Source organism: Priestia megaterium, assembly GCF_046599315.1.
Lineage (GTDB): Bacteria > Bacillota > Bacilli > Bacillales > Bacillaceae_H > Priestia > Priestia megaterium_F.
Genome location: NZ_JBKIKC010000009.1, coordinates 178,436 through 200,850 on the forward strand (window position 1 = coordinate 178,436; position 22,415 = coordinate 200,850).

Below are 22,415 nucleotides of genomic sequence, written 5' to 3' on the forward strand. Positions count from 1 at the left end.
TCTATTTTTTAGAAACAGGTGTCACAATATTAAAGTTTGTATCGATATAATCCTGACAAGACAAAAAGAAATCCCATTTTGATTTATCTCCTTGAACAACTATAACTGAACTATAAGAGTAATCATTTGTAGTTGTGAGTCGATATAAGGTATCTTGCCACATCGTTACCGTCACCTCAGCTTTCTTTCGCGTATCTCCAAGATACCTAAAGATTCCATGCTTAAGTTCTGTGAGAGCTACCTCATTCCGATCTGGTATAACAAATAATATACAGTAGTTACATGTTCCTGCCTTTAATCCATCTACGCGAACGCTGAATAGTTCCAAAATATTTTTTAAAGGAAGTGTATTCCATACCTCTTTTGTGATAATGTTGGTCGGAAGCGGTACATTACCTAAACGAAGTTCTTTGGCCCCAGTTAAATATTCATTTCGCCAAGGACCAGATTCAGCTATATACCCTAATTGTTCAAGCGCGTCTGCACATAAAAGTTTTGCTTTCACATGGTGAGGATCCGCGTAAATAACTTGTTTGGTCACTTCGGCTACCCATTGGTAGTCGCCTTGTTGAAAACAGTGCTGCGCTTTTTTGACAATGTTGTCCGCTCCGCCCATATACTCTACATATTTCTTAGCTGATTCTTCAGGAAACAGTTTATTTAAATCTACGGGGTTACTGTTATACCAGCCCATATAGCGCTGATAAACGGCTTTTGCATTGTGGTTAACCGTTCCATAAAAGCCGTTTGTATACCATTCTTGAGATAGGGTTTTTGGTAGCTTCACCATTCGGCCGACGTGATCCATGGTATATCCTTGATTCAGCAGTCTTAAAGTTTGGTCATGAATATATTGATAAACATCTCGTTGATTTTCCATATACTTGATGCACGATTGATTTCCGAACCTTGGCCAATTATGTACGCCGAATAAAATTGTTAATTCTTGGCCGAATAAATCAATTGCTTGCTGCAAGTATCTTGCCCACGCTGCTGCGTCTCTTACTTTTGCTCCTCTGAGCGTATAAAGATTGTGCTGAGTTGCCGTACAGTTTTCCGCAATACAGAGAGACTTTTCACTAGGAATATAGATATTCATTTCAGCCGGTGCTTCCGTCCCTGGAGTAAGCTGAAACTGAAATGAGATGCCGTCAATTCTCTTACTCGCATAAGAATAGTGCTCAGAAGGACGAATTTCCTCTATTCCTTTAATGAGTGTGATTGTTCCAAGCGAGATTTCTTTTCCGATACCGTTATCAATTAAGCCTTTTTCATCGCGTCGCAGTCGAATACCGTACATGTATTGACTTCTTCGCGTCATTGCTCCCGCCGCCGTGACGTTTTCGTCGATAATAGCGTCCATAAAACCAGCGGGAGCATAAACTTTACTAGTTTTATTTGGTGTTGAGTCAGGTAATATCCCTAGAACTCCGCCGTAATGATCTATATGTGAATGAGAGAAGATAACTGCTTTGACAGGGCGTTTTCCGTAGTGCTGGTTTACTAGTTTAAGCGCTTCTTCTGCTGTTTCTTTGGACGTTAAGCAGTCAATGACAATCCATCCCGTTTTTCCTTTAATAAAGGTAATATTAGCCATATCAAAGCCTCTTACTTGAAAGATGTTTTCAGTTACTTCATATAAGCCAGCTTGTACATTTAATTTCCCTTGTTCCCACAGTTTAGGATGTACAGTAGCAGGTATAGATTGTTCAAATAAAAAAGCGTACTTTCTTAAATCCCATACAGGATGCAGCTGATTTTTTTTGAAAATCACAGGAAAAGGCACCCGTACAAGAGCTTGGTAATCCGCAAAATTTTGTTCTGACTCCACTTGTTTCCAGTCTATTTTTTCGTAAGCTTCAGCATTGGTCGCTGCAGTCTTTTGAGTAGCCTCTTTTCGTTGAATTGTTAACTCCTGTTCATAATCAAACAGCAGAACCCCCTCCTTTTTATTACTTTATGCGTAAAAATAAGACGAAGTACAAAAAGGCAGTAAAAATAGAGTGAACAAAAAAGAAGATACGCTTAGGGCGCATCTTCTTTTTTATACTGGATTTTACGTTTGAATAGTCGAGTATTCTGCCTTAATTAGACAGCCTAGCACTTAGTATAACGATTGTTTACCAATGTGCCTTTTGTAATCAAAGCAAATCTTCCTTCTAATGTGCTCAATACGTTTCTTGAAGTCGCTGTAAAACAATGCATGTATACAGTCTCTCCTTTTTTGTATTGAGCTTACATAGAATGTGTACCCGCAGTAAATGACTTAAAACTTACTTTAGGCTCTTTTATCGCTATTTTTTTACCCATTTGTCCGTATCATCTTTTTTGTACTTCGTTTTCACCGCATTCCAAGCAACTTTGTGAGCGGTAGCTTCTTTTTTGTATTCATCACTAGCTGAGTTGAATGCTTCTTTATAAATTTCCTGAGCATGATGAGGAAGATTATCTCTTACTCCATCAGGCAATTCTTTTAATGAATTGTAAGGCATAATAGTATTCCTCCTTGAAAACATCTTTTACTACTGATTTACCTATTTTCAAAGAGTGTAAACATTTAATAAATATAGTCCTTATACAAGTCAGACTGAATAACCTTTTTATAAGCGAGTCCGTGTTTCTTAGTAAGAGCTTTCACTTCATCCACACAGCTTTGAGCGCTTCTTGGTGATACGTAAATTTCATTGATAAGCTGATGTAAATTACATGTAAGGAGGTTACCATACTCATGAGAAAACTCATACGATCTTTTTTCAAGGATGTCCATTCGTTTTTGCCATTGATTTGCGGAGATGCCTTGAATTTCGAATAGCTTTTGCAGCTTCCAGGCATGTATACGACTTGCTATAATAACCAGCCTCAATTCATTTTCATGCTGATAGGATTTTCGCTTATAGAATAACGTGTCATATACAGAGTGACTGACCATTTCTTTTTGGAAATCTATGTACTGTACTTTACCAGAGAAGATTTTATAGCGTAAATCTTTAATACTGCATAATAAATTTTCATAGGTGGTTTTAATAGCTACGCCATCATTCCCTTTTAAATATAGGTCCCACATTCCAGCAGCTTCATACTCATTGATATGCCAAGATGAAACAGCAGAAAATTCATGGATTTTTCTTATATAGGTTCTAGAGGTGCGGTTATGACGTTCACCTTTTTCTCTCAACTCTTCTATGTTCCACATCGAAGAGCATCCTTCAAGAGGATCCAAAAATGCATCAGGTTTTGCGAAAAAAAGCGCATTGTTTTCTAATAAACCTTGAAAATCAGACATCGGCATAAATCGCCACACCGTCGGATTATTGTGTACTTTATAGCGTTCATCATAATCGTCATAGCTAGATTCGAATCTTTTGGCATATTCGTACGCTTTCTCTCTATAAGCTAAATCCATTGTTTCTCCTCCTCTGAATGCATATTCGTAAGTAAATTATAGCATTTAATTATTTTAATTTTCAAAATTATCCACTTGTATTAAAAGAGTTTTATTAAATAAGAAGACACGCAGCAGATGTTGCAACGTGTCTTCTTATTTAATAAAATGAATGTTTTGCTTAACACTTTCACTTTCTGACTGATTTAATTCTAATAAATAAATTTCCTCCGCTCGAAAATCGGTATTCTTCATCTCTTGTTTTAAAGTGTGAATAAAGGCAGCTGAACTTTTTCCATAGGCTTCAAAATAATGAAACGTGTGTACAACAAATAAAATAGATGCTCCACTGTAATCTTTTTTGCTCTTTTTTTGGATGTTTTCTAACACTTTTTCTACATACTCTTCTACAGAACCTTCTGTATAGATACGGGGGAGAGCAAAATTTCCTGAATTGACCCTTTGTGCATCTTCAAATTCCAGTTTCCCATCTTTGTAAGAAGTAATTTCAATTCGTTTTTCAGTACCATCCGGCTGAAGAATCAATCCGTCGTATCCTTGACTTCCAATAATAAGCTTTAATTTTGAATTTTTAGGACAATAAGAAGATTGACTGAAACAATAAAGCGGATAAAACTCTTCAAAAAACTTTTTGAAACGTCCTTTTTTGAGTCGTGCTAATTTTATATACTCCTTGTTTTGACGAATTATTTTCTGCGTATGTTCAAAATACTGCTTCATTTCTTCTTGCGTTCTGTACACATCAAGGTCTTTAAATAATTCATCCATCATTTTCACCTTCAATCCTGCCAACTAAAAAAGCCTTCCTACTTAGTAGATATATATTCATAAATGTATGTGACAATTTTCTTTTTTTAGGATATAGCCTTTTTTAAAACAAAATAAGCACACTTTTCTTTCTCTTGCATATTCTGTTATTCGTGTGTTCAATCATAAGGGTACGTTTCAGCCTTTAGTTGTAAAAGATGAACTTTAAAGTTACAGCTGATGGCGGATGATACGTGTCTGATTATTTCATAAACTATAATAAACAGGAAACTTAACAAGAATTGAGGTGTTAGAAATGTTTGATAATGATTACGTAGTTAAAACAATTCATGATTTACATGTAAAACGTACAGAGAGTAAATTTAAAATTTTTCTAACTTATTTTTGCCATAAAAGCTAAGACGTGTTTATAGACGGTAATATATAGTCAGTTATTATCTAGAGTTTTTTATACGAAGAAGAGTTTGATACAAGTAAAAAGGGATAGTGGTTAAACCACTATTCCTTTTTAATGCGCTTGCAATTCTCGAATAAGCTCAGCAAGAATTCTAATGCTCCTATCAATATCTGGTAAAGAAGCATAGGCGTAAGAGAGTCGAAGATAACAGCCCGTTTCTTGCGCATAGATACTTCCTGAATTAAGCAATATTCCTCGTTTTAAAGCACGAGTGTATAAAGACTTCATTGAAATGGAAGGTTGAATATGCACCCATATAAAGAAGCCTCCTTCAGAATTTGTCCATGTTGCTAAATCTCCTACGTATGTTTTTAAAGCATTCAGCATAACTTTTCTTCTTGTTCGCAATTCGGTTCGTACGGTCTCCATATGCTGTTGATATAAACCGTTTTTAAACCATTCTGCTGCTACTCTTTGAGATAATGAGCTAGACCCATAATCTGTTTGCATTTTAATATCTGCCAAGCGCTCAATGACCGGTTCTGGACCGACTATCCATCCGATACGTAATCCAGGGCTTAATGTTTTAGAAAGACTGCTAACATACAAAACATGCCCATTTTTATCTAAAGCCTTTAGTGGCAAAGGAGGCCGTTTATTTAGCCATAATTCGCGGTATAAATCATCTTCAATAATAGGAAGCTGATGTTCCTCGCACTCTTTCAATAAATCGTAACGCCGATTTTGAGACATTAATGTACCTGTTGGGTTATGGAAACATGGATTTGTATATAAGATAGCTTGCCCTTCTTGAGGGTCAGCTCGTTTTAAAGCTGCTACTTTTATTCCTTCCTTATCCATAGGAAGACCTTTGAGTTTCATTCCGGCTGACTGAAATACATGTAAGGAGTACAGGTAAGAAGGTTTTTCTAACAAAACCGAAGAGTTCTTTTGTAAGAGTCCAATTGAAATAAGCTGAAGAGCTTGAAGAGCACCCGAAACAATTAAAATAGAATCTGCAGAAGATTTAATGCCCATCGTCTTCATATATGTACTTAACTCTTTCCGCAAAGGAAAATACCCCTTTGGTTCCTCGTATCCGAGAACTTCCATGTTTTTTGCTACTTTTTCCATGGCGTACTTCATTTCATCTTTAGGAAATACGTCAGGTGAAAGTTCTCCTTTGCTTAATTGAATAAGGTTGGAGTTAAATTCAGATTCATTGATATCTTGTACCATTGCTTGACTCGGACGGTGCATACCGGATTTTACATGAACATTCCAATCGGGCGGGTTCGTAGCCAAAAGTGTCCACGTATTATTTATAACGATTGTTCCCGTTCCTATCTTGCCTTCAATTAAACCGTCCGCTGTTAATTCATCTAGTGCCGTGATAACCGTACTTCGATTAACGCCGAACATAGCCGCAAGCTTTCGCTGACTAGGAACTTTACTTCCAATTGGCCATTCTCCACGGGCGATTTTCCCCTTCATAAAATCAATAATTTTCTTGTATTTTGGATAACTTGAACTGTTTTCTTGAGTCATTCGTTTACTCCTATTTTTCAAGTGGTTGGGTTAATTGTTTTCATACTGGTTGAAGACATTTTATCAAATATTTATTAACATGGGAATAACGATAGAAACTGGTTGGGTTCAAAATGAAAAAATGGAGATGAATAGGTATGAAATTAACGTTTAATCTTGTGTTATTACATTTACTGATGATTAGCTTGTGGGCTTCAGCATTTCCAGTTATTCAAATAGGACTGGAATCGTTTACTCCTCAGCATCTCGCCTTTGTTCGATTAAGTATTGCGTCCGTATCGCTATTAGTTATTACAATAGCCACATGCATGCGCTTACCTGATATAAAAGATATCCCAATTCTTTTAGTACTCGGATTTTTAGGTTTTACAGTATATCACACGGCATTAAATATTGGAGAAAAAACAGTGAGTGCAGGTATTGCGAGTTTACTTGTCTCGACTACCCCTATTTTTTCCTCATTTTTAGCTGTTTTCTTTTTTCGCGAAGAGTTCGGAAAAAGAAAATGGATTGGATCTGCAGTAAGCTTTGCAGGTATTGTACTTTTGACCTTCAGCAAAGAGAATTTTGTACACTCAGCTAATGGAATCTTACTGATTCTATTAGCTGCCCTTGCAGAAAGCATCTATATAGTATGTCAAAAAGATTTATTGAAAAAATATGGCTTTCTTTCATTTGTGACGTACAGTATTTGGGGAGCTACAATTTCTATGCTCGTTTTCTTGCCAGGGTTAGGAACAGAACTTGTGCATATCTCTTTCAGGTCAGCGATAAGCGTTATATATTTAGGATTATTTCCAACTGTTATTCCGTATATGATACTCGCCTATCTGACATCACGTGTAGGTTCTGCTGAAGCTGCTATTTCTCTTTACTTAACTCCCGCATTGTCATTTTTCTTAGCGTGGCTGCTTTTAAAAGATATCCCGAGCGTAGTATCCATTGTCGGAAGCATCATTACATTATGCGGCGTGTTGCTTACACATAGTAAAAGACGAGTAGCGATGAAAAAGACAAGGTTCACAATACAAAGATAATGTGTATGGTTTAAAAAATTCTCTTAGCTGATAGGGTTTTTATTTATACATTTCATTTAGAACATACTTTAATTTCTTCTTTTTGCAGTTTAATTAATATAAAAAAGCACCTTTCTTAAATCTCAAACCAAGATTTAAGAAAGGTGCTTTTTTATGTAGTTTCCAATTCTGCTTTTATTTTCCCAGCCACTGCTTGAGTGAGGTGTTGAAGATTGTAAATATCTTCTCCTGAAAGTACTACATGTCCGTTTAAAACATGATTATGCTTATATAATCGATATGTCACTTCAATACTTTTTATGGCGCGCTCTACTTCATCGTTCACCATAATACTTTCGTAGTGGTAGGATAGTGTTTCAATTCGAACCTGCATATTTTTCATATACATTCACCTTCCATGAGCTATTCACTAAAAATATGACGAATACAGGTGAACTATACATAGAATTTTTTTGTTACCTATTATATTATTTAGAACATACTTTAATTACTTAATTGATGTCTGTTATCCCTTTTTCTTATTAAATCCAACATAAAACCCCGCTCCGAAGAGTGGGGTTTTGTTATTTGTAGTACCAACCTTTTTTATCTAAAAATTGCTTAATTTTTACAAAATCAAGCTCAGATGCTTCGAGTTCAGCTGATGGATTACCTATTGCATGTACATGTAATTCACTGTCAATTCCTTCATTTTTCAAGAAAGCACGGAACTCTGCTTCCATGTCTTTACTTAACCCACCTGTTTTAATTGTAACAGGGATAGGTTCCACGTCCTTCATTTGCACAAATCCACCTGGAACAGCCCATGCTGCATACGTATAGCCATATACGCTAAATACCGTATCTTTTCTTATTGTTCTAAAATTCTCTGTTAGATTCGCATACTTGTAGACCCCAATATCCTTCTTCGCTTTTACTTGGAAAGAATATTTATCACCCAGTGAAGTAACCTTTGGTAATGATTCTTCTATAGAATTACTTACATCTTTAAGCAATTCCATAATTTTAGCTAATGTTTTTTCATCAGCTTTTCCAGTTGACGTTAATCCATACTTTTCTTGAAAAGCTTTAACAGCTGCAGTAGTTTCATTCCCATATTGACCATCGGTTCCGTGTTGAGAAAGTTCAAATCCTAATTTAGTTAAATTTTGCTGCAGTTCTTTTACAGCTAGTCCGCCATCACCTTGCTGTAATTGTGCTGAGGGTTTATTATTTTCCACCATCGTAATGCCTGTATTGATACTATTAAAAAAATCTAGATCCATTTCATTAATATCAACATTGCTGTTAATTCCTTTTACCTTTCCTTGATCTGTATATTGGAACATAGCCCATCTATTCCAAATCGCTGTATTCCCTGGATTAGTAAATCCCTTAGAGCGGTTACTTCCACTGTAACGAACTACCCATAACGGATATTTTGCTACAGCGCTTGTAAATTTGGATTTAATAAAACTATATCCTGTGTAAAGAATAGGTGTGATGCTTGTTTTCTTTTCAATATACTCCATCCACCTAACTGCAAAGGCTGTGACCTGCGCTTTTGTTTTCCCTTTATTTTCTTCCAAATCTAAGCAATGAGGTAAATCAACCTTCATGCTGCCCAATTTATTTAAAAAGAAATTAACTTCTGCAATAGGATCATTATCGGCATGAGCAAAGTGATAAAAGGCTACACGTAAACCTGCATTTTTTGCTCCTATATAATTATCATATGATTTTTTATCTAAGAAGGTTGTGCCTTCTGTTAATTTAATATACGCGCCTTTTACGCCATCCGACGCCACTTTTACCGAATCAATTGTTCCGTTGTGATGAGAAACATCAATAACCTTAATATTTTGGTTATTACGGTTTTGCATTGCTATCCCTCCTTGATACAAACTATGAATAAAAAACGAAATGGCAACTGATACAGCCCTAGTAAATAAATTTTAGGCTTTATAATAAGCTGTTTCATAAGGAGTGATTTAGGCACTAGAAGATTTTTAGAGGATTATCTTATTAAAATAAAAGAATTTATGCAATTTGATAAAGTTATTAGAGCTATAGTCGTTTATACTAAATATAAAAATATACTTTATAAAAGTGGAGGAATATGATGTCTTTAATAAAAGAAGCGCGTACATATGCAGAACACGCTCATAGCGGCCAAATGCGCAAGTTGTCTGATACACCTTATATTGTTCACCCTATTAACGTAGGCAATATCTTAGAAAAAGCAGGTTTTAGTGAAGAAGTAATAGCAGCAGCTTATCTGCATGATGCTGTAGAAGATACAAGTGTAACACTTGAAGAAATTGGACAGAAATTTGGTTTAGAAGTAGCGGAGATTGTTGAAGCTCATACAGAAGACAAATCAAAGAGCTGGGAAGAACGTAAACAGCATACAATTCAAATCGTTAAAACTGGTTCTTTTGAAGTAAAAGCCTTAATTGTAGCAGATAAATTAGACAATTTACGCTCTTTAAAAGAAAGCTACGATCAGCAAGGAGATCTGATTTGGAATAGCTTTAAAAGAGGATTCGAAAAGCAGAAATGGTACTATCAATCCATTAGTAAATACGCTACAAAAGGATTAGAACCAAACCAAATTCCAAGCTTTTTTTATACGTACGAACAAGAAGTAAATGATTTTTTTAGAAGTTAATATTCCTCTAAAGAAATTAGAAAACACTGAAAATAACTATTGCGAACGCGCAGCATACGTATTAAAATATAGTAGAGTCGATACACAATAAGGACTCTACATAACCGGGACTGTAGTTCAGTGGGAGAATACTTGTCTGGCAGACAAGGGGTCGTGGGTTCGAATCCCATCAGTTCCATAAAAGCGGTCGAAGCAAGAGTTTAAGGCACTTCTGAAACTCTATAGCGCGAAATGGTCGAGCTACTATTCACCCTAACCTCTTCATAGTTTCCATGAGGAGGTTTTTTATTTTCTTTTAAAAGAAAAGCAGTTATTAGAAAAAAACAAATGAAGCGACCTGAATAACGTATAAAAAAACGAACAACCTCTCTCGCTTGATTTCTTCCTCTAAACAACATTAACTATATTTCACCAAATAACCTTAAGAAAGATTACATACAATATAATTTAAGATTTACATAATGTTCCTTATCACAAATAAATTTTTTATATAAATACCCCTTCAGTCTTATACCTATACCGAAAGGGTAACCCTTAACCTAAAGTATAAATTTTTAAATGTCTAATTCTAGCCATTCATCAGTCTCTTTAAAACCAAATTTTTTATATACAGGCCTACCTAACTTCGAGGCTCCAAGCCATATTTTTATAATACCTGCTGTTTTCGCTTCAGCAACTAGTTTAGTTAACAACTTAGTGGCAATTCCTTGTCCACGGTAACTTTCTTTCGTATACATATTGGTAATATAAGCCTTTTTACCACTCTTATTGGTGTAGGTAGGTGGGAATTCAAAAAAAATGATAGCACCTGTTGCAATTATTTCATCATTATCTTCTACTATCCATTCAACTAGGGAACCATCGCTCATTTTATTAGTAAAGAACTCTTTTAGTTCCGTATCAATCTCTTGATTAGGCTCGATTCCTTCATCAACTAATTGTTTCTTTCTTAAATAAATCAATTGATTTATTTCATTGACAGTGGCTTTACGAAATTTCACCTTTTCATCATCCTTATATCATATAAAATTGGTTAACAATATATTTTCTTTCCTACTAACGGGAGTACCAATACCATCCGTTATATAGCTGAAAAATAGTCGTTTTAAGTGGAGTATACATGTTTTATTTCTTCTCTTAATATGGAAAAAGCATCTATAATTTTTTGTTGTTCCTCCAATGAAAGTCGCTCTAAAATCATTTTTAATTTTTCTTCATCTAATTCTGTGTTTCGCTTTAAAGCTTCTTCGCCGTAAGGAGTAAGTTTTACATAAACAATTCTCTTGTCATAAGCAGAACGCTCTTTTTCTAAAATCCCTTTGTTAATAAGTCTCTTAATATGTTCAGAAGCCGTATGATGGGTAACACTAAGTACTTCTGATAAATCCTTTACCGTTACCTCTTTTTTCTTCTTAATCATTTGCATACATCGAATATTTTGGTGGGTTAACGTTTCTTCATGTTTATAGTGCAAGTAAAAATAGATATCTGTTAATGAGTCATTAATTTTCGTAACATCCATGCTTTAATCCTCTCTCATACATCGTTATTTACGATATATTAACAAAACGGATACTAATAAAGCAAATAACAAAGACATATTAACCCTTGTTTATTTGGTCATAATAAGAACTCTAATAACCTCATTCAAGTAGTGCCAAAAATCCTTTTTTATGTCAGAGTCCTTTTTCTTATTTTCCTAATACCCTCCTTATTGTATCGTTATGCACGATATAATGATGACTAATAGGCATAAAACAAGAGAAATACATACTAACGCTTATTTTATTAAATCATGATGCTTCCTTGTTGTATCGTTATACGCGATATAATAACAAAAGAAATCAAATTATACAAGCCTTATATCACATAAAACATTTATCTTTATATGATATACAAATCTACTTTACATAATTACTATTTTTGAAACGCACCTCCCCGAAAACCCTTTTGAAAGTAGGGTTCTCTTTAGGGTGGCTTTTATCGGATATGCAGCTTTTTACTTTTATCTCTTGTAGCATGTTTTCAGGCAATAAATCAGAAGACAAATGCTAATACCTAGGAATTTCTGATTACCTTAACAAACTAAGTATATTACGTTAAACATTACCTTTTTATCTATTCAATCGGAAGTAAAGTATCAACTACAATACTGTTTACAGCATTGATATACGCAAATGCACTTGCTTTCATAACATCCGTATCTGTTGCTTTGGCAACATACTTTTCTCCTCTATATTCCACTTTAATCTTTACTTTCCCTAGTGCTTCCTTACCTCTTGATACACTGCTAGTATTATATTCAATCAATTTAATATCTAAATCACTAATTTCTGTAATAGCAGAATACAAAGCATCAATCGGGCCAGAACCGACTGCACTGCTTTTCAATATTTGATCACCCTTTTTAATCTTTACACTTGCAGACGGGAAGTTTGTATTACTAATCACTTGCAAGTCCATTAATTCATAAAAATGATCACTATAGTGCGTCATATCCTGATTATGAATATCATTTTTTGCATAATAGTTCTCAACGATGACATATAAGTCATGATTATATACTTCTTTTTTCGCATCTGCCAATTCAAGGAAAGCTTTAAATACCCCTTCAAATTGTATGTTAGTCATCTCATTAAAACCTAATGATTCAAGCCCATTTTTTACCGCATGACGTCCAGAACGGGCGGTTAGAACAAGTTCCATGTCATCTAAACCAACTTCAATTGGGCTAATGATTTCGTAAGCATCTCTTGATTTTAATAAACCGTCTTGGTGTATGCCTGAAGAATGAGCAAAAGCATTATCTCCCGTAATGGCTTTATTTACTTGTACATCAAGCCCCATTAAACTACTTACCACCCTAGAAGTATTCATGATTTCTTTCGTATTAATATTTGTGTAAGCGTTATAGATTGATGAGCGCGTATTAATTGCCATCACAACTTCTTCTAGTGCAGCGTTACCTGCACGCTCACCAATGCCATTTATCGTACACTCAACTTTATCTGCCCCATTTTTAATTGCAGCTAACGTATTCGCAGTTGCCATACCAAGATCATTATGACAATGGACACTTAAAAGCACTTTATCATTCAAATTTTTCAAGCGATCATTTATTTTGAAGATTAGTTCACCAAACTCTTCCGGCTCGGCATAGCCAACTGTATCGGGCACATTAATAATAGTAGCCCCTGCCTTTACAACAGCTCCAATCGTTGCCCATAAATATTCAAAATCGGAGCGAGACGCATCCTCCGTCGAATATTGTATATCTGGTAGAAATGTTTTTGCATATTTTACTGCCTCGACACCGAGATCTAAAATTTGACTCTTCGATTTCCCAAACTTCTTTTCTACGTGAATGTCTGAAGCGCCTAAAACTATATGGATTAACGGTTTTCCAGCATATTTCACACTATTATAAACAGCATCAATATCAGCCTTTACTGCTCTTGCTAACGCTGTGATAATCGTTTCGTCTGTATTTCCTATTTTCATAGCAATTTCTTTCACAGCATTAAAATCACCAACTGAAGATGAAGGAAAACCAGCTTCGATAATATCGACTTTCAGCTTCTTTAGTTGCTGTGCTACTTCTATTTTTTCATACAGATTCAGCTTAGCCCCTGGAACTTGTTCGCCATCTCTTAAAGTTGTATCAAACATCCAAATTTTTCTCGTCATTTCAGAAACACTCCTTTGTTATATTAATGTATAAAAAAAGCCCCGCCTCTATAAAAATATAGAGACGAGGCGTTGCTCGCGGTACCACTCTAATTGATTAATCACTACATAATTAACCCACTCATTTTCGGCAGCTATCACCACCTATCTTTATAACGGTAGAAAACCGACATCTCCTACTTATAATGTTCAGAGAGTAGCTCTTGGATGAGTTCAAAGGCAATAACTACCGATTCTCACCAACCATCGGCTCTCTGATAAGTTTATATATCCTTCTACTATTTCCAATCTTTGCTTATTATTATTTGATTACATGCAATATTATATCTATCTAATCGATTTGTCAACTGAATTTTTTGAATATAAAATTTATTTAGAATATAAAAAATATAACTTTTGCAAGTTATCAATTTGCACATAAACATCTACTATTCTTGAGTAATGTTTAAAGTACATTCTTAAAAAGATTCTAGTATATTTGTCATATTGGAGAAAAACGTAGTATTAGTAGCAAAAATCAGCTAATATCTTGTCATGATATTAGCTGGTTTTTTTATCACCGATCAAAATGATGTAAGCTATGACACTTTCCACTCAATAGGTATTCGCTGATCCATATTGAGTTCAAAGGTTCTATAAGGATTCATATGGTTATAGAATAAAGACGTTAATCCTCTAAAATCTTCAGGAGTCATTTTCTTCAGTCAATATTGGTTATTGAACCTCTTGAACCATTAAGGTATTAATGTAAACTAAGCAGTTTTGAAGCAATTGGAGCGATAACGCAGACACTTCTTGGTCTTCTAGAGAATTGAAACGAATCTCACTATTTTTCCCGCACAAAATGTAGACATTAACGGAGCTCCAGTTTTCAAAGGTATTTAGCCCTTCGTGAATCTCTCTAAGAATCTCCTCAAAGTGTAAATAATTACATAAAAAAATCGTTTTGATCGCTTTTCCTAATTCACATAAAGCTAGATAAGTCAGATGTTTCGTATCTCTTGTAAATCTCTTTAAAATTGCTTCTGCTGATGCAGTTCTTAACCGTAAAGCAGTTGCAAACTTAATGATTTGCTCATACTGTTGACGGATGAGATATCAGTTGATCGGTTTACTTAAAACAGGTTGAAAGTGAGGGTATTCTTCATTCATACCAGCTTCAGGATGATACAACTTTTGAGAACCGATATTTTTGAAGCGTGGCATCAATTTAAAACCAAGCAGATGACAAAAGGCAAAAGCAACGACACTTTGTCCATGGGTATCTACATAATTTCGGTCTATTTCTATAAAAGTTTATTCTATGAATTCGTTCTTCCAAGATGCTTTTGGTAATGGAATAAAATTAGTGGACTGTATAGCCACCATCAACTGCTATTCCTTGACCGATTACATAACTTGCAGCAGGACTACATAACCAAAGAACTACCGAAGCAACTTCCTCGGGTTTTGCTAGACGACCAATTGGGACTGCCTTCATCAATTCTTGCATTTCATCACTTTGAGTAGTTAGCATTTTTTCAACCATCGGTGTTTCAATGATTCCTGGACAAACCGCATTGATACGAATCCCTTTAGCAGCATATTCTAAAGCACTGCTTTTGGTAAAGCCTAAGACTCCATGCTTTGTAGCATGGTAAGCAGAACGCCCCGCAATACCCACTAAACCTCCTAATGAAGAGCAATTAACAATAGCTCCTTTTGTGCCCTGTTTTCTCAATTGACGCAACTCATATTTCATACATAACCAGATACCTCGAAGATTAACATTCATTACATTATCGTACTCTTCTTCAGTTAGGTCAGCAGTATCCGTAACTGGGCTTTGAATACCAGCATTATTGTATGCGTAATCCAATTTTCCAAATGCTTCAACAGTTTTCTCGACCATAGCTTCAACATCTTTCTCAATTGAAACATCGCAACAAATAGATATTGCATTATAACCTGCATCTACTAACTCCTCAGCTTCTTGCTTTGGTTCATTTATGTCAACCAAAGCTACACTTGCACCTTCTTTAGCAAATAGTTGCGCAGTTGCAAGCCCAATGACTGACCGTGCTCCCGTTACAATTACTACTTTATCTTTCATGGTTGCCATAACGATTCCTCCTTATTATTGTTATAAATAAACCTTACAATTTAAAGCAGACTTTAAGACAACTAAAAGTGGCTGGTGGAAAACTTTTTCTTTGTAGAAAAGTCTTCCACAGACATCTGAGTAGTACGCGCTCCCAGACTTGTGTGTCGGCCGAAAAACACCATAAATCAACGCTTCGCGATTAATCAGCATCTGTCTGTAATTATAAATGGAGCCAAAATACTTTCAATGGTTAAAAGAAACTGATTTGTTGTTTATTCAAACAAATCAATAAAATTGTTGATTATCTTTCTTCGGGAAGCTAAGTAAATAGTAACCATTTCCCTTTTATGGAGAAGTTTGATGAAAAAAGCCGAAAAATTTTATCGTAAAAAATGGTGGATATATTGATTAGGAGTGGTCCAAATGAATCGATTTAATAATTTGAATGAGGATGCTAAAATAGTTTATCTATTGTCGCTATCTGACTTAATTATCGACAAGATTTCTAAATCTGAGGGATTTGAAGTAGCTGTTGAGTCATTAGAAAAAGCTTGGGAATGGTTAAAATTAAAGGATGTTGATGCATCTAGCCTTTATTTATATTTAGAAAACATGGATGAAACAGATATTATGACTTATACGCAACTCGATAATGATAGAGATAACGAAAAAGTATGGATATGTATAGGAAATGCTTTGGCATATACAATCTGGGAGGCGTATCAATATGAAAAAGATAAATATCTCCCCCAGACTATTGAAAGTGTTGATTATGAGACTGTCGAAAGTTTCATAACAAATTTTGAAAAGGTCTATGAGAATAATAGCTTGTCACATAAACTATTACACTTTCTTGAAGAAAATTATCCAAAAGATGCTTATAAAAAGGTAGATTTAACTTTAATAAAGACTTTTATTAATGAATCTATTGAGAAATAAATAACCAAACAACTCAAAAAAATAGATAATCATATAGCGATCTAAGCACACTTGTTATACTTTTAAAGGCTTATTTCAACTTAAATGATTAGGAATAATGAGCCTTTTAGGTAACAGGTGTTTTTGTTTTTTTTGAGGTATTCATACTTTGTATACCTGCATGATGCTTTATCGAAATTTATAGCTCATGAAGGTAGTACCATCAAGGAGTACTGATTTAATATTTGGATTTTATGAGGAGCACGATGAACAGGCAATAAAATGGAGTTAGTCCCCTTTGGTATTCGTAATATTACACCCCATAATGGTGAAAGGACAAAAGGTATGTGGATTGACGCTCCAAGATAATAATAAGGAAGGTAAGTGGATGAACACAAACAGACAGTTCGTAAAATAAATATTCGTATTTATATACCTTTACAAACCTGTATCTTTAAGGCTAATTCTTTTATTTTCATGGTTCGTTTAAGTTTGTAAATCATTTATGAACGTTCTTTAGAAATATAATACTTTTAAGAACACTTTTAATGTTTAATTCAATCTTGAAAAACTCCGAGAAAGATAGACGTCTCAGGTAAACATAAGCTCCGGCTAATGAGCTGTAACTGCATATATAGATACCAGATAAAATTCCAGATTGATTGAGGGGCAAACCTCTCAGGAAACTATTATTGTTATGCCAAATTGAATGCTCCCCCTTCAGATTGTTCGGGAATATTCCAGATAGAGTCATCCCAATTTATCTATGACCAGAAATTCAAGAAGATTTTACAGAGTACAATTACCGACTATACAGATATACTCAATTAATCCTTTAACTTTTACAACGTTTCATAGGGTTTTTAATACTCATCTATAATGAAATGATCATCACAACCTTCATCAAAATCGTTCTCTTCATGTAAATCTACCTCTTTATCTTTAGATATCTCGGTTTCTTGTGTAAATAGTTTAAAAAGCTTGTTTAACATTGTTCCACCTCATACCTTTTATTAATACACTTAGTATGATTTATTTATATGAAGCCAGTATGAATTGGAATTTAAGGTAATGTGAATTTGGAGACTAACGTGAGATGTTAAGTATGTTTACTTCTCTTTGGTTATATCCATAATCAAAAGAAAAAACGCAAACTATAAAAAAGAACCTTGCATGCTGCTGCAAAGTTCTTTTCATAGAATCACTAAACCCTATTTAGCTAACAGTCCTTCTTACGTTTTTATTCAAGCCATCCATAAGCAGTTTCAGCTTTAATTTCTTTATTTCCTGGAGAAACTAGAAAAATAACGTATGAACCGTTGTTTGGAAAGATAAATTTACCTTCTTCGTCACTTACTAGTCTGCTTTTCGGCGGAACAGCACGGTTAAATATGTTTTCCCTTTAGCAGGACAGCCTTTTACCATTTCTGCAAATTTAATTTTCCCTTTTTCCTTTTCTTACTCGTGTTTTCGTCTCGCTCTGATGTATAAACGAATTGTTTCGTGACTTTATAGTCCGATGCTTTTTAATATTACTACTATCACTTCTTAACGTAGTGATTCTCTATTCTTTTACGCTCATAAAATGGAGTATTTTAATCTTTCTTTCACAATATTCAACGATTTCGTAACAGGTTGTGAGGATATCACGTCTAGACAGTTCTATTTCATCAAACACAAACTTTGAAAGCTGCTTCTGCAGAACCTCCAATTTTTTACTGTCTTCTCCGTCGAGCCATAGTCCTTCCGTGATACATATATCTGCTAGTTTGTTAATAGACTGAGCTGTCCAGTTTAAGCCAGCTGAAGAAACGGTTTTTGTCAGTAAATCATTTTTTATCGTTAGAATAGCTTGACACACGTTAGTATAGGCATCGACTTTCTTTTGGATAAATGTTTTGCGAAGCTCTTGTTTGTATTGCTCCTTGGACATCACTATAGCTACGATGGACGTAATGAATGTTCCTGCCAGTGTGATAAGTGACCCTATTAAAATTCCTATCAGTTCTCCTGACAAAACGTTCACCTCTTTAAAGGTATTTCTATATGCTATGGGAATGAAGCAAAGGATATGTAGATAAATAATATGCAAAAACAGCCCTAACTTAGAAAAGTTAGGGCTGAAACATTAAAATATGATGGGAACCAAATTAGATAATACGACTTGTAATAATTCCTTCAATTTGACCAATTTTTTCTTCTAGCTCAGGCACAATCTCGTCACTTACTTGATTGTCAATATCGATCATTGTATATGCATATTCACCGCGGCTTCTGTTCACCATATCTGCGATGTTTAAATTGTAGTTTGAGAATACTTGCGTAAGTTGTCCTACCATATTCGGCACGTTGTGATGGAAAGCAGCTACGCGTTTTTTCCCAGTGTAAGGAAGAGATGCATTCGGGAAGTTCACTGAGTTTTTAATATTTCCTGTTTCTAAGAAATTTTTCACTTGACGTGCTGCCATTACCGCACAGTTTTCTTCTGATTCTTGAGTTGATGCCCCTAAATGAGGAATTGGCACAACATTTTTCATGTTCAAGACATTTTGATTTGGGAAATCTGTAATGTATCGGCCAACTTTTCCACTTTCAAGAGCAGCTTTCATATCTTCTTCGTTTACAAGCTCACCGCGTGAGAAGTTCAAGATATGAACATCTGGTTTCATGATGCTAAACGTTTCTTTATTGAAAACCCCTTTTGTATCGTCCGTTAATGGAACGTGAACCGTAATATAGTCAGATGCTGCAAATAGTTCTTCTAGAGACATTGCACGCTGTACGTTGCGAGACAAATTCCAAGCTGTATTAACAGAAATGAATGGATCAAAACCAATTACGTCCATATCTAAATCAAGCGCATCGTTTGCTACAAGGGCACCAATTGCACCTAAACCAATAACGCCTAGTGTTTTACCTTTGATTTCTTTTCCAACAAACTGTTTTTTACCTGCTTCAACTAACTTAGGAATTTGATCACCTTGGCCATCTAATCCTTTTGTCCATTCAACTCCAGCAAATAAGTTACGAGAAGAAGCCATAATTGTAGTTAAAACCATTTCTTTTACTGCGTTTGCATTAGCTCCTGGCGTGTTAAATACCACGATACCTTGCTCCGTGCAAGCGTCCACCGGAATATTATTAACTCCTGCTCCAGCTCGTGCAATAGCTTTTAAATTTTGGTCAAATGCCATGCTGTGCATGTTAAAGCTACGCACGACAATCGCATCTGGGTTTTCGCTGTCGTTGTCAATTTGATAACCTTCTTGATTAAAAACATTTAGACCTTTTTGTGCAATGTTGTTTAATGTTTTGATTGTTTGTACTTTTTCTAATGTTAATGTGCTCATTTTGTACTCTCCTCTGATTATCATCGTAGTTTTACATGTTTTTACCCTTGGATAAAGGAACTTCATTTTTAATTTTTTTCAAAAGTCTGGTTTTTTAGCCTACATGTTTGGTAACTTCTATATCCTCTCCCCCTAAACAGAAAGAGGTAAGAGATATGTATTAATCCCTTACCTCTGCCCAGGCGAACGGCTACGTCACTATATGCTTCCTCACGGTTATCCGCGTTTCGCCAGTCACATATAGTCTTTGAAATTAAGTATATTCTAGCAAACTCTTTCAGAACGTTCAACCTTTTTTTAAAAGTTTGCTTTTTTCAGTCTAATTTTTAATCTCTTTAGTGAACCTCCTAATATATTGACAAATACCCTAATACATGTTAAATAAGAAGAGTGATTAGCACTCTATCCAATCAAGTGCTAATTGTTTTATAAGCCCTATTTGGAAAGGAGAACTTCTTATGTCAAAAAAAGAATTCAAAGCCGAATCAAAGCGATTATTAGAGATGATGATTAATTCCATTTATTCTCAAAAAGAAGTATTTTTAAGAGAGCTTCTGTCAAATTCAAGCGATGCAATCGATAAAATTTATTACAAAGCTTTAACAGACGACTCCTTGCATTTTAACAAAGAAAGCTATTACATAAAAGTAACACCAGATAAAACTAACCGTACCTTAACCATTACAGATACTGGAATTGGCATGACGCAAGAAGAGCTTGAAAGCAGCTTGGGCACAATTGCAAGAAGCGGTTCTCTTGCGTTTAAAAACGAAAATGAAACAAAGGACGGGCACACCATTATTGGCCAATTCGGCGTTGGGTTTTACGCAGCGTTTATGGTGGCAGATGTCGTAACGGTGATTAGTAAAGCGTTAGGCAGCGATGAAGCCTATAAATGGGAATCTACTGGTGCTGATGGTTATACAATCGAACCTTGCGAAAAAGAAACGGTTGGAACTCAAATCATTTTAAAAATTAAAGAAAACACAGAAGATGAAACATATGATGAGTATCTAGAAGAGTATCGTTTAAAAGAGATCATTAAAAAGTATTCAGACTTTATCCGCTACCCGATTAAAATGGACATAACGGAAAAACGTCCTAAAGAAGGTTCTGATAACGAGCTAGAAGATTATACAGAAGAGCAAGTTATCAACAGTATGGTACCGATCTGGAAGAAAAACAAAAATGAATTGACTTCAGAAGACTATGAGCAGTTTTATTCAGAAAAGCGCTACGGATTTGATAAACCGCTCACTCACCTTCATATTAATGTGGATGGAACGATTCGCTACAATGCCATTTTATTTATTCCAGAAAATAGTCCGTTTGATTACTACTCAAAAGAATTTGAAAAAGGGCTTGAACTGTATTCAAACGGCGTCTTAATTATGAATAAATGTGCAGATCTTCTTCCAGATTACTTTAGCTTTGTAAAAGGTATGGTAGATTCTGAAGATTTATCTCTTAATATTTCACGTGAAATTTTGCAGCAAGATCGTCAGCTTCAGCTAATTGCCAAAAACATCGGCAAGAAAATCAAAAATGAATTAAAAAGCTTGCTTAAAAACGAACGTGAAAAGTACGAAAAGTTTTATGACTCATTTGGCCGCCAGCTGAAGTACGGCGTTTACAGTGACTTTGGAAGCAACAAAGATGTATTAAAAGACCTGCTTTTATTTTATTCTTCTACAGAGAAAAAGCTTGTGACACTAGACGAGTATGTATCGCGCATGCCTGAGGATCAAAAGTATATCTATTATGCATCAGGCGAATCGTATGACCGAATTGAAAAGCTTCCTCAAGCAGAATTGGTTGCAGATAAAGGATATGAAATTCTATACTTTACAGAAGATATCGATGAATTTGCGATTAAAATGCTAATGACATATGAAGAAAAAGAATTTAAATCTGTTTCAAGCAGTGACTTAGGGATTGAAGCAGAAGAAGAACAGCTCAATGAATCTGAGGAAAAAGAGAATAAAGAGCTATTCGACTATATGAAAAAGGCTTTGGCAGGAAAAGTAGGAGATGTGCGGGCGTCTAAACGTTTAAAAACACATCCCGTTTGCTTATCAGCTGATGGTGAAGTAACGATTGAAATGGAGAAAATTTTAAGTACTATGCCTGATAATCAGCATGTAAAAGCAGAAAAAGTGTTAGAAATTAACGTAAATCATGATGTATTCGCTTCTTTAAAAGGTGCATTTGAAAATGATAAAGGGAAATTAGACCTTTATACAAATCTATTATATAACCAAGCTCTTTTAATTGAAGGCTTATCCATTAACGATCCCGTTGAATTCACAAATGATATTTGCAAGATTATGGTATAAAAATCAGGCGCAGAATGATTCTGCGCCTGATTATATGTGTAGCATAATAAAATTAGTTATATAGTAAGAAGCGATAAAAATGGGTGCCGGCATTTCTTCTAGTATTCTTATTGAGTGCTTGCCTTCTTTGAAATGAAAAAGGTCTGATTTAAACTCTGCGACTTTTTCTCTTTTTTCATTAAAAATACACGCTTCCTCTATAGCTTCGCCGCTACTTAACATGTAGACGTTATTTCCC

Annotated in this window: 19 protein-coding genes, 1 tRNA gene, 2 pseudogenes, 1 riboswitch and 1 other annotated feature; of the genes and pseudogenes, 5 read left to right on the plus strand and 17 right to left on the minus strand. The window is 35.0% G+C overall.

Annotated features, from left to right (window positions below; translation table 11 throughout):
• Position 1: 1 nt before the first annotated feature.
• From ACLHDF_RS22555 to ACLHDF_RS22575, 5 genes are all read right to left on the minus strand, one after another.
• Positions 2-1,774, minus strand: a complete 1,773-nt coding sequence (locus tag ACLHDF_RS22555) for an alkyl/aryl-sulfatase (RefSeq protein WP_413920841.1) — start codon at positions 1,772-1,774, stop codon at positions 2-4.
• 520 nt (positions 1,775-2,294) lie between these two features.
• Positions 2,295-2,492: a ChaB family protein gene (locus ACLHDF_RS22560; RefSeq protein WP_413920842.1), complete on the minus strand. Its 198-nt coding sequence runs from the start codon at positions 2,490-2,492 to the stop codon at positions 2,295-2,297.
• A 65-nt stretch (positions 2,493-2,557) separates the two neighbouring features.
• Positions 2,558-3,403 carry a DUF2971 domain-containing protein gene (locus ACLHDF_RS22565; protein WP_413920843.1) on the minus strand — a complete coding sequence of 282 codons (846 nt, stop codon included), beginning with the start codon at positions 3,401-3,403 and terminating at the stop codon, positions 2,558-2,560.
• A 135-nt stretch (positions 3,404-3,538) separates the two neighbouring features.
• Entirely contained in the window at positions 3,539-4,195 is a 657-nt protein-coding gene (locus ACLHDF_RS22570) for a hypothetical protein (RefSeq protein ID WP_413920844.1), read from the minus strand.
• 484 nt (positions 4,196-4,679) lie between these two features.
• Complete coding sequence (locus tag ACLHDF_RS22575) at positions 4,680-6,116, minus strand: PLP-dependent aminotransferase family protein (protein ID WP_413920845.1); 1,437 nt, start codon at positions 6,114-6,116, stop codon at positions 4,680-4,682.
• Positions 6,117-6,253: 137 nt separating this feature from the next.
• Between ACLHDF_RS22575 and ACLHDF_RS22580 the strand changes: the two genes are divergently transcribed.
• Positions 6,254-7,153 (plus strand): DMT family transporter, encoded by a 900-nt coding sequence (locus tag ACLHDF_RS22580; RefSeq protein WP_413920846.1) that lies wholly within the window; start codon positions 6,254-6,256, stop codon positions 7,151-7,153.
• Positions 7,154-7,304: 151 nt separating this feature from the next.
• Here ACLHDF_RS22580 and ACLHDF_RS22585 read toward each other — a convergent pair whose 3' ends face one another.
• Positions 7,305-7,535, minus strand: coding sequence for a hypothetical protein (locus tag ACLHDF_RS22585; protein WP_413920847.1), 231 nt, complete (start codon positions 7,533-7,535; stop codon positions 7,305-7,307).
• Positions 7,536-7,716: 181 nt separating this feature from the next.
• Positions 7,717-9,015: a GH25 family lysozyme gene (locus ACLHDF_RS22590; protein ID WP_413920848.1), complete on the minus strand. Its 1,299-nt coding sequence runs from the start codon at positions 9,013-9,015 to the stop codon at positions 7,717-7,719.
• A gap of 239 nt (positions 9,016-9,254) precedes the next feature.
• Between ACLHDF_RS22590 and ACLHDF_RS22595 the strand changes: the two genes are divergently transcribed.
• Positions 9,255-9,803 (plus strand): HD domain-containing protein, encoded by a 549-nt coding sequence (locus ACLHDF_RS22595; protein ID WP_413920849.1) that lies wholly within the window; start codon positions 9,255-9,257, stop codon positions 9,801-9,803.
• Between the two features lie 106 nt (positions 9,804-9,909).
• Positions 9,910-9,981 (plus strand) — tRNA-Ala (locus ACLHDF_RS22600).
• A 376-nt stretch (positions 9,982-10,357) separates the two neighbouring features.
• Here the strand turns inward: ACLHDF_RS22600 and ACLHDF_RS22605 are convergent.
• The 5 genes and pseudogenes from ACLHDF_RS22605 to ACLHDF_RS22625 all read right to left on the minus strand — a co-directional run bounded on the left by ACLHDF_RS22605 (position 10,358) and on the right by ACLHDF_RS22625 (position 15,591).
• Positions 10,358-10,804, minus strand: coding sequence for a GNAT family N-acetyltransferase (locus ACLHDF_RS22605; protein WP_413920850.1), 447 nt, complete (start codon positions 10,802-10,804; stop codon positions 10,358-10,360).
• Positions 10,805-10,908: 104 nt separating this feature from the next.
• Positions 10,909-11,325, minus strand: coding sequence for a MarR family winged helix-turn-helix transcriptional regulator (locus ACLHDF_RS22610; RefSeq protein WP_413920851.1), 417 nt, complete (start codon positions 11,323-11,325; stop codon positions 10,909-10,911).
• A gap of 596 nt (positions 11,326-11,921) precedes the next feature.
• Positions 11,922-13,490: a 2-isopropylmalate synthase gene (locus tag ACLHDF_RS22615; protein WP_413920852.1), complete on the minus strand. Its 1,569-nt coding sequence runs from the start codon at positions 13,488-13,490 to the stop codon at positions 11,922-11,924.
• Between the two features lie 57 nt (positions 13,491-13,547).
• Positions 13,548-13,791 (minus strand) — a binding site (T-box leader).
• 277 nt (positions 13,792-14,068) lie between these two features.
• Positions 14,069-14,786, minus strand: a pseudogene (locus tag ACLHDF_RS22620) (Tn3 family transposase); the annotation flags it as partial.
• A 49-nt stretch (positions 14,787-14,835) separates the two neighbouring features.
• Positions 14,836-15,591 carry an SDR family NAD(P)-dependent oxidoreductase gene (locus tag ACLHDF_RS22625; RefSeq protein ID WP_413920853.1) on the minus strand — a complete coding sequence of 252 codons (756 nt, stop codon included), beginning with the start codon at positions 15,589-15,591 and terminating at the stop codon, positions 14,836-14,838.
• A gap of 405 nt (positions 15,592-15,996) precedes the next feature.
• Here ACLHDF_RS22625 and ACLHDF_RS22630 point away from each other — a divergent pair, with 405 nt between their 5' ends.
• Complete coding sequence (locus tag ACLHDF_RS22630) at positions 15,997-16,512, plus strand: Imm6 family immunity protein (protein ID WP_413920854.1); 516 nt, start codon at positions 15,997-15,999, stop codon at positions 16,510-16,512.
• A gap of 842 nt (positions 16,513-17,354) precedes the next feature.
• Here ACLHDF_RS22630 and ACLHDF_RS22635 read toward each other — a convergent pair.
• The 4 genes from ACLHDF_RS22635 to ACLHDF_RS22650 all read right to left on the minus strand — a co-directional run bounded on the left by ACLHDF_RS22635 (position 17,355) and on the right by ACLHDF_RS22650 (position 19,841).
• Positions 17,355-17,483 (minus strand): hypothetical protein, encoded by a 129-nt coding sequence (locus tag ACLHDF_RS22635; protein WP_413920855.1) that lies wholly within the window; start codon positions 17,481-17,483, stop codon positions 17,355-17,357.
• Between the two features lie 248 nt (positions 17,484-17,731).
• Positions 17,732-17,884: a DUF6143 family protein gene (locus ACLHDF_RS22640; RefSeq protein WP_413920864.1), complete on the minus strand. Its 153-nt coding sequence runs from the start codon at positions 17,882-17,884 to the stop codon at positions 17,732-17,734.
• 171 nt (positions 17,885-18,055) lie between these two features.
• Positions 18,056-18,508: a hypothetical protein gene (locus ACLHDF_RS22645; RefSeq protein WP_413920856.1), complete on the minus strand. Its 453-nt coding sequence runs from the start codon at positions 18,506-18,508 to the stop codon at positions 18,056-18,058.
• A gap of 133 nt (positions 18,509-18,641) precedes the next feature.
• Entirely contained in the window at positions 18,642-19,841 is a 1,200-nt protein-coding gene (locus ACLHDF_RS22650; protein WP_413920857.1) for a phosphoglycerate dehydrogenase, read from the minus strand.
• 169 nt (positions 19,842-20,010) lie between these two features.
• Positions 20,011-20,089, minus strand: a riboswitch (ZMP/ZTP riboswitch).
• Between the two features lie 210 nt (positions 20,090-20,299).
• Here ACLHDF_RS22650 and htpG point away from each other — a divergent pair.
• Entirely contained in the window at positions 20,300-22,177 is a 1,878-nt protein-coding gene (htpG, locus tag ACLHDF_RS22655; RefSeq protein WP_413920858.1) for a molecular chaperone HtpG, read from the plus strand.
• Positions 22,178-22,207: 30 nt separating this feature from the next.
• On the opposite strand, the pseudogene ACLHDF_RS22660 reads toward htpG, so the two are convergent.
• Positions 22,208-22,415 (minus strand): annotated as a pseudogene (locus ACLHDF_RS22660) (hypothetical protein); the annotation flags it as partial.

Excerpts from the sequence above, each read along its gene's own strand:
- ACLHDF_RS22590 (WP_413920848.1), bottom strand. The coding sequence starts at position 9,015 with ATGCAAAACCGTAATAACCAAAATATTAAGGTTATTGATGTTTCTCAT.
- ACLHDF_RS22635 (WP_413920855.1), bottom strand. The coding sequence starts at position 17,483 with ATGTTAAACAAGCTTTTTAAACTATTTACACAAGAAACCGAGATATCT.
- htpG (WP_413920858.1), top strand. The coding sequence starts at position 20,300 with ATGTCAAAAAAAGAATTCAAAGCCGAATCAAAGCGATTATTAGAGATG.
- ACLHDF_RS22650 (WP_413920857.1), bottom strand. The coding sequence starts at position 19,841 with ATGAGCACATTAACATTAGAAAAAGTACAAACAATCAAAACATTAAAC.
- ACLHDF_RS22615 (WP_413920852.1), bottom strand. The coding sequence starts at position 13,490 with ATGACGAGAAAAATTTGGATGTTTGATACAACTTTAAGAGATGGCGAA.
- ACLHDF_RS22585 (WP_413920847.1), bottom strand. The coding sequence starts at position 7,535 with ATGAAAAATATGCAGGTTCGAATTGAAACACTATCCTACCACTACGAA.
- ACLHDF_RS22575 (WP_413920845.1), bottom strand. The coding sequence starts at position 6,116 with ATGACTCAAGAAAACAGTTCAAGTTATCCAAAATACAAGAAAATTATT.
- ACLHDF_RS22580 (WP_413920846.1), top strand. The coding sequence starts at position 6,254 with ATGAAATTAACGTTTAATCTTGTGTTATTACATTTACTGATGATTAGC.
- ACLHDF_RS22565 (WP_413920843.1), bottom strand. The coding sequence starts at position 3,403 with ATGGATTTAGCTTATAGAGAGAAAGCGTACGAATATGCCAAAAGATTC.
- ACLHDF_RS22610 (WP_413920851.1), bottom strand. The coding sequence starts at position 11,325 with ATGGATGTTACGAAAATTAATGACTCATTAACAGATATCTATTTTTAC.
- ACLHDF_RS22560 (WP_413920842.1), bottom strand. The coding sequence starts at position 2,492 with ATGCCTTACAATTCATTAAAAGAATTGCCTGATGGAGTAAGAGATAAT.
- ACLHDF_RS22630 (WP_413920854.1), top strand. The coding sequence starts at position 15,997 with ATGAATCGATTTAATAATTTGAATGAGGATGCTAAAATAGTTTATCTA.
- ACLHDF_RS22595 (WP_413920849.1), top strand. The coding sequence starts at position 9,255 with ATGTCTTTAATAAAAGAAGCGCGTACATATGCAGAACACGCTCATAGC.
- ACLHDF_RS22625 (WP_413920853.1), bottom strand. The coding sequence starts at position 15,591 with ATGGCAACCATGAAAGATAAAGTAGTAATTGTAACGGGAGCACGGTCA.